Below are 15765 nucleotides of genomic sequence, written 5' to 3'. Positions count from 1 at the left end.
GCACGCTACAGTCAGGAACGGCCTTGTTACGCCGCGGGCTGACACAAATCAGCCCGCGGCGCAGCCGGAACTATTGAGCCTTCACGACGGCGGCACTCCACGGCCCGAGGGCCAACGCACCGTTATCAGCGGCAGGCACCTCCTCGGTGGACAGCAGCACCGTTCCGTCCACGCGGTCAAGCGAAACCTTTTGCTCCGAGAGGTTCAGCAGCACCTCAACGGAGCCGCGGCGGAAACGCAGCCAGCCGGCGTCGTCGTCGAACTCCACCGTGGTTTCGGCAAACCCGAGGCCGGCCAATTCCTGATGCTCGCGGCGCAGTGCCGCGAGCGAACGGTACAGCTCCAGGAGCCTGGCGTGGTCGCCCTGCGCGGCCTCGGCCCAGTTGAGTTTGGAACGGCGGAAGGTTTCCGGGTCCTGCGGGTCAGGTACGACGGCGGGATCCCACCCCATCCGTTCGAACTCGCGGATCCTGCCTTCCGCGGTCGCCTTGCCCAGCTCAGGCTCGGGGTGCGAGGTGAAGAACTGCCAAGGTGTGGAGGCACCGAATTCCTCTCCCATGAACAGCATGGGCGTGAACGGCGACGTCATGGTCAGGACCGCAGCGACGGCCAACTGCCCGTAGGACAGGGATTGGGAGAGCCTGTCCCCCGTGGCGCGATTGCCGATCTGGTCGTGGTTCTGGTTGCAGACCACCAGGGCCGCAGGCTGCACGAGCGAGGCATTGATCGGCCTTCCGTGGTGCCGGCCGCGGAAGCTTGAGTAGCTGCCGTCGTGCAGGAAGCCGTCCGTGAGCACCTTTGCGAGAACCGAGAGTGACTGGAAGTCCTCGTAGTAGCCGGTGGTCTCCCCACTGACGTTGACGTGGACGGCGTGGTGGAAGTCGTCGCTCCACTGTCCGGCAAGGCCATAGCCGTTGGCGTCGCGGGGGTAGATCAGCCGCGGGTTGTTCAGGTCCGATTCGGCGATCAGGGTCTTGGGCAGGCCCGTTTCAGCCGAGACAGCATCGCCAAGCGCGCCGAGGTCTTCCAGGATGTGCACGGCCCGCTCGTCGCGGAGCGCGTGAACGGCGTCGAGTCGCAGGCCGTCCACGTGGTAGTCCCTCAGCCACAGCGCGGCGTTGTCCAGGATGTACTCGCGGACCACGTCCGAGCCATGGCCGTCCAGGTTGACTGAATCGCCCCAGGTGTTGGCGTCGCCCTGCTTGAGGTATGGCCCGAACCGCGACAGGTAGTTGCCGCTGGGTCCCAGGTGGTTGTAGACGACGTCCTGGATGACCCCGAGGCCGGCTGCATGGGCCGCGTCCACAAAGCGCTGGTAGGCCGCGGGCCCACCGTAGCCCTCGTGGACGGCGTACCACTGGACGCCGTCGTAGCCCCAGTTATGGGTCCCGTTGAAGCCGTTGACCGGCAGCAACTCCACGAAGTCGATGCCCAGGTCGGCAAGGTAGCCAAGCCTGCCGGCCGCTGCCTCAAGGGTCCCTTCCGGGGTGAAGGTCCCCACGTGGAGTTCGTAGATGACCGAGCCGCGGAGATCCTTGCCCTGCCAGCCGGCATCCTGCCAGTCATGGTCGCCGGGGCTGAACGTCCGGGACAGGGCGTGGACCCCGTCCGGCAGGCGCCGGGACCGGGGATCCGGCAACGGATGGGAGTCCCCGTCCAGCAGGTAGCCGTAGTCCACTTCGCCTTCCGTGGGGGCGTCCGGCGCGGACCACCAACCGTCGGCGCCGGGCGCGGTGTCCAGCTTCGCCATGGGGTAGTGCTGCCCGTTTGCCAGCAGGGTCACTGCTGAAACGTTTGGCGCCCAGACGTCAAAGCGGCCGGATCCGGTGTGGGTCAGGCTCATGAGTCGTCTCCGTCCGTAGTGACCAGCAAGGCCACCGGGTAGGTACCCAGGACGTCCGCGACTGAAACGGTGCCGGGCCCATGGCTCTTGCCGGTGAGTTCGTCCCGCATGGCGCTGGAAAGGTCGACGGCGGTGTCCCGCCATCCGCCGTCGGCTTCCAGCCCGGCGGGAAGCCGGGTGGCCAGGGTCAATGCCCCACCCCGGTCAAAGGCAAGAAGGTGGCCCGCTGCCGCCCCTGAGGCTTCGACAGGGACGTAGCTGTCGAAGAGCCCGGGGTTGTCGCGGCGCAGGCGGAGGGCACGGGAGGTGACCAGCAGTTTGCTGGCCTCCGTTCCCGCAGCGGGCAGGAGTCCGTCGTCCAGGCGGGCCAGTTCCTCTTCCCGTTGAGCGAAATCCACCGGGCGGCGGTTGTCGGGGTCGGTCAGTGACCGCTCCCAGAACTCGCTGCCCTGGTACACATCCGGAACTCCGGGCATGGTCAGCTGGATCAGCTTGGCCGCCAGCGAGTTGGAAGCAGCGAATGCATCGGTCCTCGCTACGAAGTCCTCGATCACTGCAGTGACACGGGCGTCGTCGAAGGCTGCGTCCACGGCGGCCCTGACTGTCGCTTCGAATTCCTCATTGGGCTCGGTCCACGTGGTGGAGTTTCCTGCCTCCCTGGCGGCCTTTTGCGCATAGCCCTGCAGCCGCTCGCGGGAGGCCGGCCACGCGCCGAAGACAGCCTGCCACAACAGGTTGGCGAAGGGGCCGTCGGGCACCGGCGCCAACTCCTGGAGCGTGGCGAGCGTGGCCGTCCAGTCGCCGGGAACCTCAGCGATGACCGAAATCCTTGCGCGGGCATCCTCGCTGCGTTTGGTGTCGTGCGTCGAGAGCGTGGTCATGGACTCCGGGAGTTCCTCGTGCCTCCGCCGCATCCGGTGGTGGAACTCCTCGGGGGTCAGCGAAAATTCCGTGGGTTCAGCCCCCACTTCGGTGAGCGTGCCCAGCCGGGTGTAGCGGTAGAACGCAGTGTCCTCCACACCCTTGGCCATCACCATGCCCGAAGTCTGTTGGAAGCGGACCGCGATTGCGGTGGTGGGATCCAGAAGGAGCGGCAGGAGCGTCCCGATGGCCACTTCGAGGTCCGGCCGGTGCGCTGCTGCCTGCTCGCAGGCATCCTTGAGCACTTCCGCCCCCACCGGCAGGTAGGACCGGTAGACCGGGAAGGAGGCGATGATTTCGGCGATGGCATCCGCTGCCTGGTCCTCCGCCAGCCCGTGGGAGCCTGGAACGAGCCGGGCAAGCCGCAGGACTTCGGACCGCAGGATGCCGTCAGCAATCATCCGCTTCGTGCCGCGGATCATGGCGGCATAATCCGCCGGTTCACCGGTCCCACGCAGCTGCGCATCCAACGCATCCAGGGCAGCCTCGCCGGCCGGGTCCACCAGGATCCGGTCAACCTCAGCTAGGGCGTCGTAACCGGTGGTCCCTTCGCAGGCGAACTCCCCCGGGAGGACCTCGCCGGGTTCCAGGATCTTTTCCACCAGCACGTACGCCCCACCAGTGAGGTCCTTGAGCCAGCGCAGGTAGCCGGCTGGATCTGCCAGTCCGTCCGGGTGATCCACGCGCAGGCCGTCCACCAGGCCCTCCCGGAACCAGCGGGCCACTTCGGCGTGGGCTTCCTCGAAGACCCTGGGGTCTTCGACGCGGATGCCGGCCAGGGTGCTGACCGCGAAGAACCTGCGATAGTTCAGTTCGCTGTCCGCCCGCCGCCAGGAGACCAGCTCATAGTGCTGGCGGTCGTGGACATCCCTCGGCGAATCACCTTCGGTATAGGAGCCCGCCGCCAAGGGGAAACGGTGGTCATAGTAGCGGAGTTCGCCATCCGTGACCTTGAGCTGGTCCACATCGTCATCGGAGCCCAGCACGGGTATCCGGATCCGGCCGCGGCCAAAGTCCCAGTCGACGTCGAACGCGTCCGCGTAACGCGAATCCCGCCCCTCTGCCAGCAGCGACCACCACCAGGGGTTCTGCGGTGGTGACGCCACACCCACGTGGTTGGGGACGATGTCCACCAGGACGCCCATGCCGTGTTCGCGGGCAGCCCTGGACAGGGCAAGCAGCCCGTCCGGGCCGCCGCGCTCAGGGTCAACCGCGGAGGGGTCGGTGACGTCATAGCCGTGGTCCGACCCCTGCTCAGCCGTCAGGATGGGTGAGAGGTAGACCCAGTCAACACCGAGGGACTTCAGGTATGGAACCTTGGCCGCTGCGTCAAAGAGGGTGAAGCTGCGGCGGATCTGCAGCCGGTATGTCGACGCCGGAATCCTCATTTTGCAGGGCCTTTCGGCTTGCTGACCTTCTTCGTTTTCTTTGGCTCCGGTACGGTCGGCGTGCTCAGCGCTTCGGTCTCGCTGGTGCTTGTCTGGGTCAGCGCAGCCAGGGACGCAGCTACGGAGTGGTCCGGTTCCGCCTCCTCCACCATGTGGGCCCTCAGGACTACCAAGGACTTGGCGTCAACAGGAATGGACTGGCCGGCCTTCACAGGTGCCGTGTCCGCGTTGTGGCCGGCGGTGTCGATGATGATGTCCCATGCAGGTGCGTATTCGTCATTGGGAAGAACGAACTTCACCATGTCGTCATGTGCGTTGAAGTACAGCAGGAAGTTCACATCGGTAATCCGGCGTCCTCGGACGTCCTTGCCTTGGATCCCGTCACCGTTGAGGAACATGCCTACCGAACGGCCGAAACCGCTGTCCCAGTCCTCAGGTTTCATGGTGTCGCCGTCGACGTCCAGCCATACGATGTCAGGCAGCCGTTCGCCTTCCCCCCTCAGCACGGGGCGTCCATCGAAGAACCGGCTCCGACGGAACGTGGGGTGCTTGGCGCGCAATGCGTTGACGGCGGAGGTGAACTCCACGAGGGGCTGGTCGATGTTCTCCCAGTTGATCCACGTCAGTTCGGAGTCCTGGCAATACCCGTTGTTGTTGCCCTGCTGGGTGCGTCCAAGCTCGTCGCCGTGCAACAGCATGGGGACACCCTGGGACAGCAGCAGGGATGCTATGAAGTTCCGCTGCTGGCGGGCGCGCAAGCCCAGGACAGCCGGATCGTCGGTGGGACCCTCGGCCCCGCAGTTCCAGGAACGGTTGTGGGATTCGCCGTCGTTATTGCCTTCGCCGTTCGCCTCGTTGTGCTTCTCGTTGTAAGACACCAGATCGGAGAGGGTAAAGCCATCGTGGGCCGTCACAAAGTTGATCGAAGCCACGGGGCGGCGGCCCGAGTGCTCGTAGAGGTCTGCGGAGCCGGTGATGCGTGAGGCGAATTCGCCCAGGGTGGCCGGCTCGCCGCGCCAGAAATCGCGGACGGTGTCGCGGTATTTTCCGTTCCATTCCGTCCACTGTGGCGGGAAGTTGCCCACCTGGTAACCGCCGGGCCCAACATCCCACGGCTCAGCGATGAGCTTGACCTGGGACACTACCGGGTCCTGCTGGATGAGTTCGAAGAAGGTGGAGAGTTTGTCGACGTCGTAGAACTCCCGGGCAAGGGTGGAGGCGAGGTCGAAGCGGAAGCCATCCACGTGCATTTCCGTGACCCAGTACCGCAGTGAGTCCATCAGCAGTTGCAGGGAGTGCGGCTGGCGCACGTTTAGCGAGTTGCCGGTACCGGTGTAGTCCATGTAGTGCTTTTCGTCGCCCTCCATCAGCCGGTAGTAGGAGGCGTTGTCGATGCCCTTGAAGGACAGCGTGGGGCCAAGGTGGTTGCCTTCGGCGGTGTGGTTGTAAACCACGTCCAGGATCACTTCGATGCCGGCCCGGTGCAGGGAGCGCACCATGGCCTTGAAGTCCTGGACCTGCTGGCCGGTGTCGCCGGTGGAACTGTAGGTGTTCTGCGGGGCGAAGAAGCCGATGGTGTTGTAGCCCCAGTAGTTGTTCAGGCCCTGGTCCTGGAGTGTGCCGTCATTGACGAACTGGTGCACCGGCATCAGTTCGATGGCGGTGACGCCGAGCTTCTGCAGGTGCGAGATGACGGAAGGGTGCGCCACCCCGGCGTAGGTGCCGCGCTGCTCCTCGGGGATCTCGGGGTGCAGCTGGGTCAGGCCCTTGACGTGGGCCTCGTAGATCACCGATTTGTGGTACGGAACCCGGAGGTTGTGGTCGCCGTCCCAGTCGAAGAACGGGTTGATGACCACGCCCATCATCATGTGCGGCGCGGAGTCCTCGTTGTTGATGGAATCCGGCTCGCCGAGGTTGTAGGAGAAGAGCGACGGGTCCCAGTCCACCTGCCCGTGCACTGCCTTGGCGTACGGGTCCAGGAGGAGCTTGTTAGGGTTGAACCGGTTTCCGGAAGCGGGGTCGTACGGACCGTGGACACGGTAGCCGTACTTCTGCCCTGGCTGCACCTGGGGGATGTAGCCGTGCCACACGTAGCCGTCCACTTCGTCCAGACCGAAGCGCGTCTCCACGCCGTCGTCGTCGAAGAGGCACAGCTCTACCTTTTCAGCACGTTCGCTGAACAGCGCGAAGTTCGTGCCGGTTCCATCAAAAGTGGCTCCCAGCGGATAAGCCGATCCGGGCCAGATTTCCATGCATGCTCCTCATCGTTGTTCGACCGCGCAGTCCGGACTTCCCGGTCCACGCCGCCGTGCAAAACCTATGCCTACCGTAACGGGTGGCTGTGACTGTTACGTTTCCGGCCGCCTATTAACTAAGCATGCTGACTTTACCCCAAGCTGCAGGTAAGGCATCCGCGATCCGGCCGGCCGTCAGTGGCCCGCCCCCGGACGCAGCGGCTCCGGCGCGGCCGTGCAGGCTCGCAGCCAGGGCGGCAATGGCAGCCCAGCGTTCGTCCGGATCGATGCCCGCATCACGGAAATGGCCGACGTCGGGCCCCAACTGTGCGAGCAGCGCACCAATGATTCCGGCCAGGACATCGCCGCTGCCGGCGGAGGCAAGCCAGGGCGTGCCGTCCGCCTGGCTGTAGAAGTCCTGGAAGGGGGACGCCACCAGGGTGGTGGCGCCTTTGAGGAGGACAGTGGCCTCCGTAAGCCCCGCGGCCAGCCGGACGGCCCCAAGAGTGTTCGCCTCCACTGCGGCGCGGCCCGAGTATGGATGGTCAGCATCCAGCCGCTGCAGCAGGGACGCCAGTTCGCCGGCATGGGGCGTGAGGACCACCTGAGGGGCAAGGATCAGTGGCAGGGCTGGGAGGGCACCGGCATCGGCGATAGTGGGCAGCCCCGAGTCCACGGCGTCACGCGCGCGCTGGAGCTGTTCGTGGTCATCCGGGCCCATACCGGAGCCCACCAGCCAGGCCTGGACATGGGTGCTGGCCACCGATCCGGTGCCGCACACGACCTCGGGACAGGACTGCCTGACCAGGTCGGCCACCTCGGGCGGGCCGAGGTACCGCACCATGCCCACGCCCGCGGCCAGGGCACCCCGGCAGGTCAGTGCGGCCGCTCCGGGATAGGTGGCGGATCCGGCCACCACGCCCAGGACGCCGCGCGAATATTTGTGGGATCGCCGGGCGGGCTGCGGGAGGAGCCGCGCCAGGTCGGCGGTTTCGAGCCGATGCAGGGCCGGCCATGGGAGATGCTCTTCGATTCCGATCGGGATCACCTCAAGGCGGCCGGCGTGGTCCGCCCCGGGATCGGCCAGCAGCCCTGCTTTCGCGGCCCCGAAGGTGACGGTCAGGCCGGCGGACAGTACCGGGCCGTGGACCTCGCCGGTGTCGGCGTCAACCCCACTGGGCACGTCGCAGGCCACCACAAGGGGTGCGTGTTGGCCGGACAGCGCGGCCACCAGTGCCGCCGGCGTTCCGCGAAGCCCTCCTTGGGCGCCCGTCCCCAGGACAGCATCGATCACGACGTCGGCGCGCCCCGTTTCGGCGGTCAGCTGGCTAAGCGTGGCGTCGGTGAGCCAGTGGACGCGGCCGCCGGCACGCTCAAAAGCAGCCAGCGCCTCCGGGTGCGCCGAATCAGCGGTGAGTACCGCCGTCGTTCGCATTCCCCGGGCGGCGAGGAAGGAAGCGGCGAAGAGACCGTCGCCGCCATTGTTCCCCTTGCCCGCCAGGACAGCCACGCTGGCACCGTAGAGCCGCTGGCCCCGGGCCTGCAGCTCGCGGACCACCGCGTTGGCGAGGCCGTGCGAGGCGCGCTGCATGAGGGCAGCCCCCAGGCCTGAGGCCAGCAGTGGCTGTTCGGCTTCCCTGATCTGGGTTCCGGTGTAGGCGCTGATCATGGCGTCAGGTCCGCAGGCCGGTTGAGCCTTGAGGCTCTCAGCCTTCAGCCAGGACAGTGGCCGTGGCTATCCCGCCGTCGTGGCTCATCGAGAGGTGCCAGCGCTTGACACCCTTGGACTCAGCCACCGCAAGCACAGTGCCCTTGACCTGGATGGTGGGCCCGTTCTGGTCCAGGCCGATCCAGCAGTCCTGCCAGTTCATGCCAGCCGGCGCGCCGAGGACCTTGGCCACAGCCTCCTTGGCTGCGAACCTCGCTGCCAGGGACCGGGTGTTCAGCTCCCGCTCCGCGGGGACAAACAACCGGTCCCGCAGCCCGGGGGTGCGTTCAAGCTGACGGCCGAACCGCTCGATGTCTACAACGTCTACGCCTATGCCAACAATCATGCGGCTTATTCTACGGTGACGCTCTTGGCCTCCCGGTGCGCCGTGCCCGGCATGCCGGGTCCCGTGCGGCACCGGGACCTGCGCAAATGCGTCACTTTTGGACCTCCGGCGCAGAGGGTACCCCGTGATTCCGGGCGACCCCTGTTTGAGTACCGGTAATAGTTACGCAAACCCGTTAGGAACAGGCACGAACGCAGAACGCCCCGGGCAACTGGCCCGGGGCGTTCTGTGGGAATCAACCGACTTGCTGACGTTCAGCCTGCGGTTACTCTACGGTGACGCTCTTGGCCAGGTTGCGTGGCTGGTCTACGTCGTACCCCTTGGCCGAGGCGAGTTCCAGGGCGAAGATCTGCAGCGGAACCGTGGTGAGGAGGGGCATCAACAGCGTGGGCGTCTCCGGAACGTAGAAGACGTGCTCGGCGTAAGCCTTCACGGCCTCGTCGCCTTCTTCAGCCACAACCAGGGTGCGGGCGCCCCGGGCGCGGACTTCCTGGATGTTGCTGACAACCTTGGCGTGCAGGGAATCACGGCCGCGCGGCGAGGGGACCACTACGAAGACCGGCTGGCCTTTGTCGATGAGGGCGATGGGGCCGTGCTTCAGCTCGCCGGCGGCAAAGCCCTCGGCGTGGATGTACGCGATTTCCTTGAGCTTGAGCGCGCCTTCCAGGGCAACCGGGTAACCCACGTGGCGTCCCAGGAACAGGACGGATTTCTCGTCCTTCATGCTGCGGGCCAGTTCGCGGAGCGGTCCTGAGTTGTCCAGGATGGTCTGGATCTTCGCGGGGATCTTGGACAAGTCTGCCAGGACGTCCTTGATCTGCCCGGAGAAGATGTTGCCACGCAGCTGCGCGAGGTACAGGCCGAGGAGGTAAGCGGCGGTGATCTGGGCCAGGAAAGCCTTCGTGGAGGCCACTGCAATTTCCGGACCCGCGTGGGTGTACAGCACAGCATCTGATTCGCGCGGGATAGTGGACCCGTTGGTGTTGCAGATCGAGATGGTCTTGGCGCCCTGCTCCCGGGCGTAGCGGACGGCCATCAGGGTGTCCATGGTTTCCCCGGACTGGCTGATCGAAACCACCAGCGTGTTGGCGTCCAGGATCGGATCGCGGTAGCGGAACTCGTGGGCAAGCTCCACTTCCGTGGGGATCCGGCACCAGTTCTCGATGGCGTACTTGGCCACCGTGCCGGCGTAGGCAGCGGTGCCGCAGGCCAGGACGATAATCTTGTTGACCTGTTTCAGCAGCTCGACGTCGATGCGGATTTCGTCCAGGGTCAACTTGCCGTTGATGTCCGAGCGGCCCAGCAGGGTCTGCGCCACGGCGTCGGGCTGGTCGTTGATCTCCTTCTCCATGAAGGAGCTGTAACCGCCCTTTTCAGCCGAGGCGGGGTCCCAGTCAACGTGGTATTCCTTGCCGGCGGCGAAGTTGCCGAAGAAATCGGTGATCTCCACGGTATCGGCGGTGATGGTGACGATCTGGTCCTGGCCCAGTTCCACCGCGCGGCGGGTGTAATCGATGAAGCCGGAGACGTCGGAACCAAGGAAGTTCTCGCCGTCGCCCAGTCCAACCACCAGCGGCGAGTTGCGGCGGGCGGCAACCACAACGTCCGGCTGGTCGGCGTGGACGGCAAGGAGCGTGAAGGCACCCTCGAGGCGCTGGCAGGCGAGCTGCATGGCCTTGGTCAGGCCGCCGTTGCTGGTGTCGCCGTGAAGTTTGGTGCGGAAGATGTCACCAAGGAGTGCGGCGGCCACTTCGGTGTCCGTCTCGGAAGCGAAGGTGACGCCCTTAGCCAGCAGCTCCAGCTTGAGCTCGGCGAAGTTTTCGATGATGCCGTTGTGGATCAGGGCCAGCTTGCCGCCGTCCGACAGGTGCGGGTGGGCATTCTGGTCCGTCGGGCCGCCGTGAGTGGCCCAGCGCGTGTGGCCGATGCCGGTCAGCGTTTCCGGCAGCGGATGGGCCTGAAGCTCATCAAGGAGGTTGCTCAGCTTTCCGGACTTCTTGCGGGACGAGATGACGCCGTCTGCTACAACAGCCACTCCCGCGGAGTCGTAACCCCGGTACTCAAGGCGGCGCAATCCTTCGAGGACTACATCCAGCGCACTGTGACCGGCAATTCCCTGGCCAGTCGAACGGCCTACATATCCTACGATTCCACACATAAGCTCCAGCTTATCGGCAGCCGCAAGGAGATCCGTAACTGATAGGGCCCGGCAAGCCAGCGACGGGCGCCGACTGCATGGCCGTGGAAGCGGACGGCCATGTCTTGCATTTCGCTCTCAGCCGCGTGAAGGGCAGAATCTCTAAAGTGACAGTGCAACGCAATGAAGCGAACGGCGAAGGCGTCTCCCCGTTCGTTGAGCTGGACCGGCAAACCTGGTCCCGGCTCGCAGCCCAGATGGAACAGCCTCTGAATGAGGAGGATATTGTCCGTCTGCGTGGCCTCGGCGATCCCCTGGATATGAAGGAGGTCCGCGAGGTCTATCTGCCGTTGTCCCGCCTCCTCCACCTGTATGTCGAAGCGGCTGGCCAGCTTCACGCCGCCACCACCACCTTCCTGGGCGAACAGACCCAGCGCACTCCTTTTGTCATCGGCGTCGCCGGCTCAGTCGCGGTGGGCAAGTCGACCATCGCCCGTGTACTCCGCGAGATGCTCCGGCGCTGGCCGGGGACGCCCAATGTGGAACTGATTACCACTGACGGGTTCCTCTACCCCCTGGCCGAGCTCAAGCGGCGCCAGCTGCTGGAGCGAAAGGGCTTCCCGGAGTCGTATGACCGGCGGGCGCTGTTGCGGTTCGTCAGCGAGATCAAGGGCGGCGCGGAGGAAGTCCGGGCTCCTTGGTACTCCCACGTCACGTACGACATCGTTCCGGACAAGGAAGTGGTGGTCCGCCGCCCGGACGTGCTCATCGTGGAGGGCCTGAACGTCCTCGCCCCGGCCCGCCCCCGCCACGACGGCCGCCAAGGGCTTGCCCTGAGCGACTTCTTCGACTTTTCGATCTATGTGGACGCCCCGACGTCCTACATCGAGGAGTGGTATGTGGAGCGGTTCCGGAAGCTCCAGAGCACGGCGTTCGCGCAGCCGGAATCCTACTTCCACCGGTATGCGACGCTCTCCGAAGCCGAGGCCGAGCGTACAGCCCGGGATATCTGGAAGCGCATCAACGAGCCCAACCTGGAGGAAAATGTCCTCCCCACGCGCGGCCGCGCGCAGCTGGTGCTGTCCAAGGACGCTGACCATTCCATCCGCCGTATGCTCCTGCGCAAGGTCTAGCACGCATGTGCCACGACTGTTCGGCTCTCGACGGCACGCCTGCGGCTGGCACGAGCCGGCGCAGCTTTGCCCGCTTCCTCGCAGCCGGTGCAGGGCTGACCGTACTGGCAGCCTGCACACCCGTCGCACCCGCCCAGGTGCCGCCGTCGTCGTCCACCACCCTCCCTCCTGCAGCTTCCCCTTCTCCGGTCGCGGTTGCCACTTCTGAAAGTCCGACGGCGGCAGTTGAGCCAGTGTCGGAGGCGCCGGTTGCGCCCTCTCCGGCTGCCACGCTCCCGCGGCAGTTCTCGCTGACCGATCCCGCCAGTCCCTGGCTGGTGGTCAACAAACACCGGCCTTTGGTTCCGGCCGAGTACATTCCCGCGGACCTGGTGCAGCCCAACGTCCGGGTCATTGTGTCCGGGGAAGCCGCCCTCCTGAACAGCACGACGGCGGCAGCCGCGGAAGCAATGTTCGCTGCGGCTGCGCAGGACGGGGTCAGCATCACCCTGGCGAGCGGCTACCGTTCCTACAGCACGCAGGTGGCCACGTACAACGGGTACGTGGCGGCACGGGGGCAGGCCGACGCGGACACCGCCAGCGCGAGGCCTGGGTATTCAGAGCACCAAACGGGCTGGTCCTTCGACATCGGCGACGGCGGCGGGGCGTGCGGCTTCCAGCCCTGCTTCGCGGACCAACCGGCCGCGGTCTGGGTCAGGGCCAACGGCCACCGGTTCGGCTTCATCGTCAGGTATCCGTGGATGTTCCACCCGATCACCGGGTACTACTACGAGCCGTGGCACCTGCGGTACATCGGCGTCGAGGCCGCCACGGACATGGCCAACCGTGGCATCAGCACGCTGGAGGAGTACTTCGGTGTGGAGGCTGCGCCGGGGTATCCCTGAACCAGGTCGTTTGGTTCCCGACACGCAGGCACAAATTAACACTCCTGTCACCGGGGGCTAACCCACCTGCGCTAGCTTGGATCCTATGCTCACCGGATTCAAGAATTTCATTATGAAGGGCAATGTCGTTGACCTTGCCGTCGCAGTAGTGATGGGCGCCGCCTTCGGCGCCGTCGTCACCTCGATTGTCGAAGGCCTGCTCACGCCACTGATCGGACGTCTGTTCAGTGCCAAGGGCATTGAGGAAATGCAGTGGGAGGGATTCATGTATGGATCCGTCATCTCCTCCATCATTTCCTTCCTCCTGATCGCCTCCGCCATCTACTTTGTGGTGGTCCTTCCGATGAACCACATGATTGAACGCCGCAACCGCCGGCTGGGAATCGACAAGGACGTTAAGGAAGAAGCGGCCGAAGACCCGCAGATCGCCCTGCTGACAGAGATCCGGGATTCGCTGCAGAGCCGGTCCAACTAGGTTTTTCCTACAACAAAGCGGCCCTTCCGGACGGAAGGGCCGCTTTGTTGTCTCTGGGATCAGTCTGTGACGAGTTCCAGTGCGAGCTCCGTGCGGACCACCTGGGCGAGGCGCTCGGCGATGGACTGTGCCGTCGCCTCGTCACCTGCCTCCACCATGACGCGGACCACGGGCTCAGTGCCTGAGGGGCGAAGCAGGACGCGTCCGGTATCGCCGAGTTCAGCTTCTGCGACGGCCACTGACGCCGCAAGGGTTTCAGAGCTGTGGACACGGGTCCGGTCCACGCCGCGGACGTTGATAAGGACCTGCGGGAGTTTGGTCATGACCGTGGCAAGCTGCTTGAGTGGACGGCCAGTCATGGCGATTTGGGCGGCTAGCTGCAAACCGGTAAGCACGCCGTCACCGGTGGTGGCGTGGTCGGCGAAGATCACGTGCCCGGACTGTTCGCCACCGAGGTTGTAACCGCCTTCGCGCATGCTTTCGAGGACGTACCGGTCCCCGACTGCTGTCTCGCGGATGCTGATGCCTGCTTCGCGGAGGGCAATCTTCAGGCCGAGGTTGCTCATGACCGTGGCCACCAAGACATCGTCCTTGAGCTTCCCAGCCGCCTTCAGTGCCACGGCGAGGATGGCCATGATCTGGTCGCCGTCTACTTCGTTGCCTTCATGGTCCACGGCAAGGCAGCGGTCGGCGTCGCCGTCGTGCGCGATACCCAGGTGCGCACCATGCTTCACCACGGCTTCCTTGAGCGGGCCAAGGTGCGTGGAGCCAACGCCGTCGTTGATGTTGTGGCCGTCGGGATCCGCGCCGATGACCACAACGTCAGCGCCGGCGTCCTTAAAGACCTGGGGCGAGCAGCCGCTGGCGGCGCCGTGCGCGCAGTCCAAGACCACCTTGATACCTTCCAGGCGGTGCGGCAGCGTGCGCAGCAGGTGCACGATGTAACGGTCCTCCGCATCGGAGAACCGTTGAATCCGGCCCACCTCGGCGCCGACGGGGCGAACCGGCTCGCTGTTCATCTGCGCCTCGATGGCATCCTCGACGTCGTCCGGGAGCTTCTGGCCGCCTCGGGCAAAGAACTTGATGCCATTGTCGGGCGCCGGGTTGTGGGACGCTGAAATCATCACGCCGAAGTCGGCGTCCAGGTCAGCCACAAGGTAGGCCGCAGCCGGCGTTGGGAGCACGCCGGCATCGTAGACATCGATGCCGGAGCTGGAGAGCCCTGCCTCGACGGCTGCGGCGATGAACTCGCCGCTCGCACGCGGGTCCCGGGCTACGACGGCACGGGGCCGGCTGCCGTTTGTATTGCGGTCATGGCCCAGTACGACGGCGGCCGCCTGGGCCAGCTGCATCGCCAGCTCCGCAGTGAGCAGACCGTTAGCCAGGCCCCGGACACCATCTGTTCCAAATAATCTAGACACCGGTCAAGTCTAGAGGATGGGGGCTCCGGGCCTCCTACCCGTGGCCAGGATCAAAAGGAGCCCAAGAACTCCGGCCAACATGAGGACGAGTCATCTGTCACGGCTGGAGGATCTCCGGCAATGACTCATTTCGCATGGCTAGCGTCGTGCCACAGCGGCGGCCTTCGCAGAGCGCATGCGATCCGTGACGACTTGGCCAGCGCCGCCCGCCAGCCGCTGGCTCGGTCTTTCCACCAGGCGAAAGAAGACCTCGGCTGCCAGTAGCGACAAGGGGAAAGCGATGAGCGCGACGTACAAGGGGTTTGTTGCGTGAAGAAGGAAGGCTACGGACACAACGATCGGTTCATGGACTAAGTAGAGGCTGAATGACCGTATTCCTAACCAGTGAACCACGGAATTATTGCCTATTGCGATGGTTGGTGACCATGCGATGAATGCAAAGATCAGGAGTGCGCCGCCAATGGAAGCCGTGGCGATAAAAACCGGCAGTTGGGGGAAAAGCCAGTGCGAACACAGCAGAATTAAGGAGGCTACAAGCAGGCCGGCCCATCCGAAAGGTCCTAGCTTCCGTCCCCACCGCTCCAAGACATCGCGCCTGGTGGCCATGAGGACACCGACTCCGAACATCGGAAGGAATACCGGAAGCGCCGCATACTGCACGTTCCCGACCGCGATAATAAGAAAAAGGCCCACAATGCCGAGAAGCCACGTACGCCGCATGCGAATGGCGACCACGACGTAAAAGGGCAAAAGTAGAGAAAAAAGCATCTCCCACTGGAGCGACCAGAGCGGCGAGTTGAGAGAACCGGCACCTCGTAGTAAGAAGGCATCAACGAGTACATTAGGCGCCTCGTCGTGCAGGTTCACCCACGAGCTGAATTCTGGGCTGGCCACCCGTGGAACTGTCCAAGCCATCAGCAGCGCGAAAATCAGGGAAGCCCAGACGGGTAAATAGATCCTGATCATACGCTTTGGAAAGTAGGCCCCCCAACGTGGTCGAGAGGCGCCAGTAAAGGGAATAGTCAGAACGAATCCTGACAGGATAAAGAAAACGTAAACTGCTTCCTTGCCGGCCCAGACCAGGTGAAGCGGTGTGAAAGTTGCCCACCAGACCCACGAGTCCATCGGTGCCACTCCACCGCTTTCGATGGCTCCAACGAGCTGCGGCGATACGAGGAGGCAGTGGTGTATTAGCACTACCAGCGCAGCAAGGCCCCTCAACCCATCGAGTGCCGTGTAGCGCGAGTGTACGCGGATGTTTTCGGAGTCCCCCAT

11 protein-coding genes are annotated in these 15765 nt (G+C 64.8%); 3 read left to right on the top strand and 8 right to left on the bottom strand.

Annotated elements, in window-relative coordinates:
• Positions 1-70: 70 nt before the first annotated feature.
• The 6 genes from treZ to glmS all read right to left on the bottom strand — a co-directional run bounded on the left by treZ (position 71) and on the right by glmS (position 10598).
• Complete coding sequence (gene treZ / locus V9L18_RS09470) at positions 71-1843, bottom strand: malto-oligosyltrehalose trehalohydrolase (RefSeq protein ID WP_337346914.1); 1773 nt, start codon at positions 1841-1843, stop codon at positions 71-73.
• Positions 1840-4152 carry a malto-oligosyltrehalose synthase gene (treY, locus tag V9L18_RS09465; RefSeq protein ID WP_337346913.1) on the bottom strand — a complete coding sequence of 771 codons (2313 nt, stop codon included), beginning with the start codon at positions 4150-4152 and terminating at the stop codon, positions 1840-1842. Before treY ends, treZ begins: the two co-directional genes overlap by 4 nt.
• Positions 4149-6404 carry a glycogen debranching protein GlgX gene (gene glgX / locus V9L18_RS09460; RefSeq protein WP_337346912.1) on the bottom strand — a complete coding sequence of 752 codons (2256 nt, stop codon included), beginning with the start codon at positions 6402-6404 and terminating at the stop codon, positions 4149-4151. The genes treY and glgX overlap by 4 nt, the downstream gene beginning before the upstream one ends.
• 115 nt (positions 6405-6519) lie before the next feature.
• Positions 6520-8055, bottom strand: coding sequence for an NAD(P)H-hydrate epimerase (locus V9L18_RS09455; protein ID WP_337346911.1), 1536 nt, complete (start codon positions 8053-8055; stop codon positions 6520-6522).
• A gap of 37 nt (positions 8056-8092) precedes the next feature.
• Positions 8093-8440, bottom strand: a complete 348-nt coding sequence (locus V9L18_RS09450; RefSeq protein ID WP_011692749.1) for a holo-ACP synthase — start codon at positions 8438-8440, stop codon at positions 8093-8095.
• 265 nt (positions 8441-8705) lie between these two features.
• Positions 8706-10598, bottom strand: coding sequence for a glutamine--fructose-6-phosphate transaminase (isomerizing) (glmS, locus tag V9L18_RS09445; protein WP_337346910.1), 1893 nt, complete (start codon positions 10596-10598; stop codon positions 8706-8708).
• A 146-nt stretch (positions 10599-10744) separates the two neighbouring features.
• On the opposite strand from glmS, the gene coaA reads away from it, so the two are divergent.
• From coaA to mscL, 3 genes are all read left to right on the top strand, one after another.
• Positions 10745-11710: a type I pantothenate kinase gene (gene coaA / locus V9L18_RS09440; protein WP_337346909.1), complete on the top strand. Its 966-nt coding sequence runs from the start codon at positions 10745-10747 to the stop codon at positions 11708-11710.
• Between the two features lie 5 nt (positions 11711-11715).
• Positions 11716-12594, top strand: coding sequence for a M15 family metallopeptidase (locus tag V9L18_RS09435; protein WP_337346908.1), 879 nt, complete (start codon positions 11716-11718; stop codon positions 12592-12594).
• Between the two features lie 85 nt (positions 12595-12679).
• Positions 12680-13069, top strand: a complete 390-nt coding sequence (mscL, locus tag V9L18_RS09430) for a large conductance mechanosensitive channel protein MscL (protein ID WP_337346907.1) — start codon at positions 12680-12682, stop codon at positions 13067-13069.
• A gap of 59 nt (positions 13070-13128) precedes the next feature.
• On the opposite strand, the gene glmM is transcribed toward mscL, so the two are convergent.
• On the bottom strand, positions 13129-14490 hold the full coding sequence (gene glmM, locus V9L18_RS09425) for a phosphoglucosamine mutase (protein ID WP_337346906.1): 1362 nt from the start codon (positions 14488-14490) through the stop codon (positions 13129-13131).
• Between the two features lie 138 nt (positions 14491-14628).
• Positions 14629-15765, bottom strand: coding sequence for an acyltransferase family protein (locus V9L18_RS09420; protein ID WP_337346905.1), 1137 nt, complete (start codon positions 15763-15765; stop codon positions 14629-14631).

This window comes from Pseudarthrobacter sp. CCNWLW217 (assembly GCF_037203985.1).
GTDB lineage: Bacteria > Actinomycetota > Actinomycetes > Actinomycetales > Micrococcaceae > Arthrobacter.
The sequence above is the reverse complement of the archived record's forward strand: the minus strand, read 5'-3'. Positions and strand labels throughout refer to the sequence as shown.

Bases quoted from the DNA above. Each gene is read 5' to 3' on its own strand.
- glgX (WP_337346912.1), bottom strand. From the start codon at position 6,404: ATGGAAATCTGGCCCGGATCGGCTTATCCGCTGGGAGCCACTTTTGAT.
- V9L18_RS09435 (WP_337346908.1), top strand. From the start codon at position 11,716: ATGTGCCACGACTGTTCGGCTCTCGACGGCACGCCTGCGGCTGGCACG.
- mscL (WP_337346907.1), top strand. From the start codon at position 12,680: ATGCTCACCGGATTCAAGAATTTCATTATGAAGGGCAATGTCGTTGAC.
- treY (WP_337346913.1), bottom strand. From the start codon at position 4,152: ATGAGGATTCCGGCGTCGACATACCGGCTGCAGATCCGCCGCAGCTTC.
- V9L18_RS09455 (WP_337346911.1), bottom strand. From the start codon at position 8,055: ATGATCAGCGCCTACACCGGAACCCAGATCAGGGAAGCCGAACAGCCA.
- V9L18_RS09420 (WP_337346905.1), bottom strand. From the start codon at position 15,765: ATGGGGGACTCCGAAAACATCCGCGTACACTCGCGCTACACGGCACTC.
- treZ (WP_337346914.1), bottom strand. From the start codon at position 1,843: ATGAGCCTGACCCACACCGGATCCGGCCGCTTTGACGTCTGGGCGCCA.
- glmS (WP_337346910.1), bottom strand. From the start codon at position 10,598: ATGTGTGGAATCGTAGGATATGTAGGCCGTTCGACTGGCCAGGGAATT.
- V9L18_RS09450 (WP_011692749.1), bottom strand. From the start codon at position 8,440: ATGATTGTTGGCATAGGCGTAGACGTTGTAGACATCGAGCGGTTCGGC.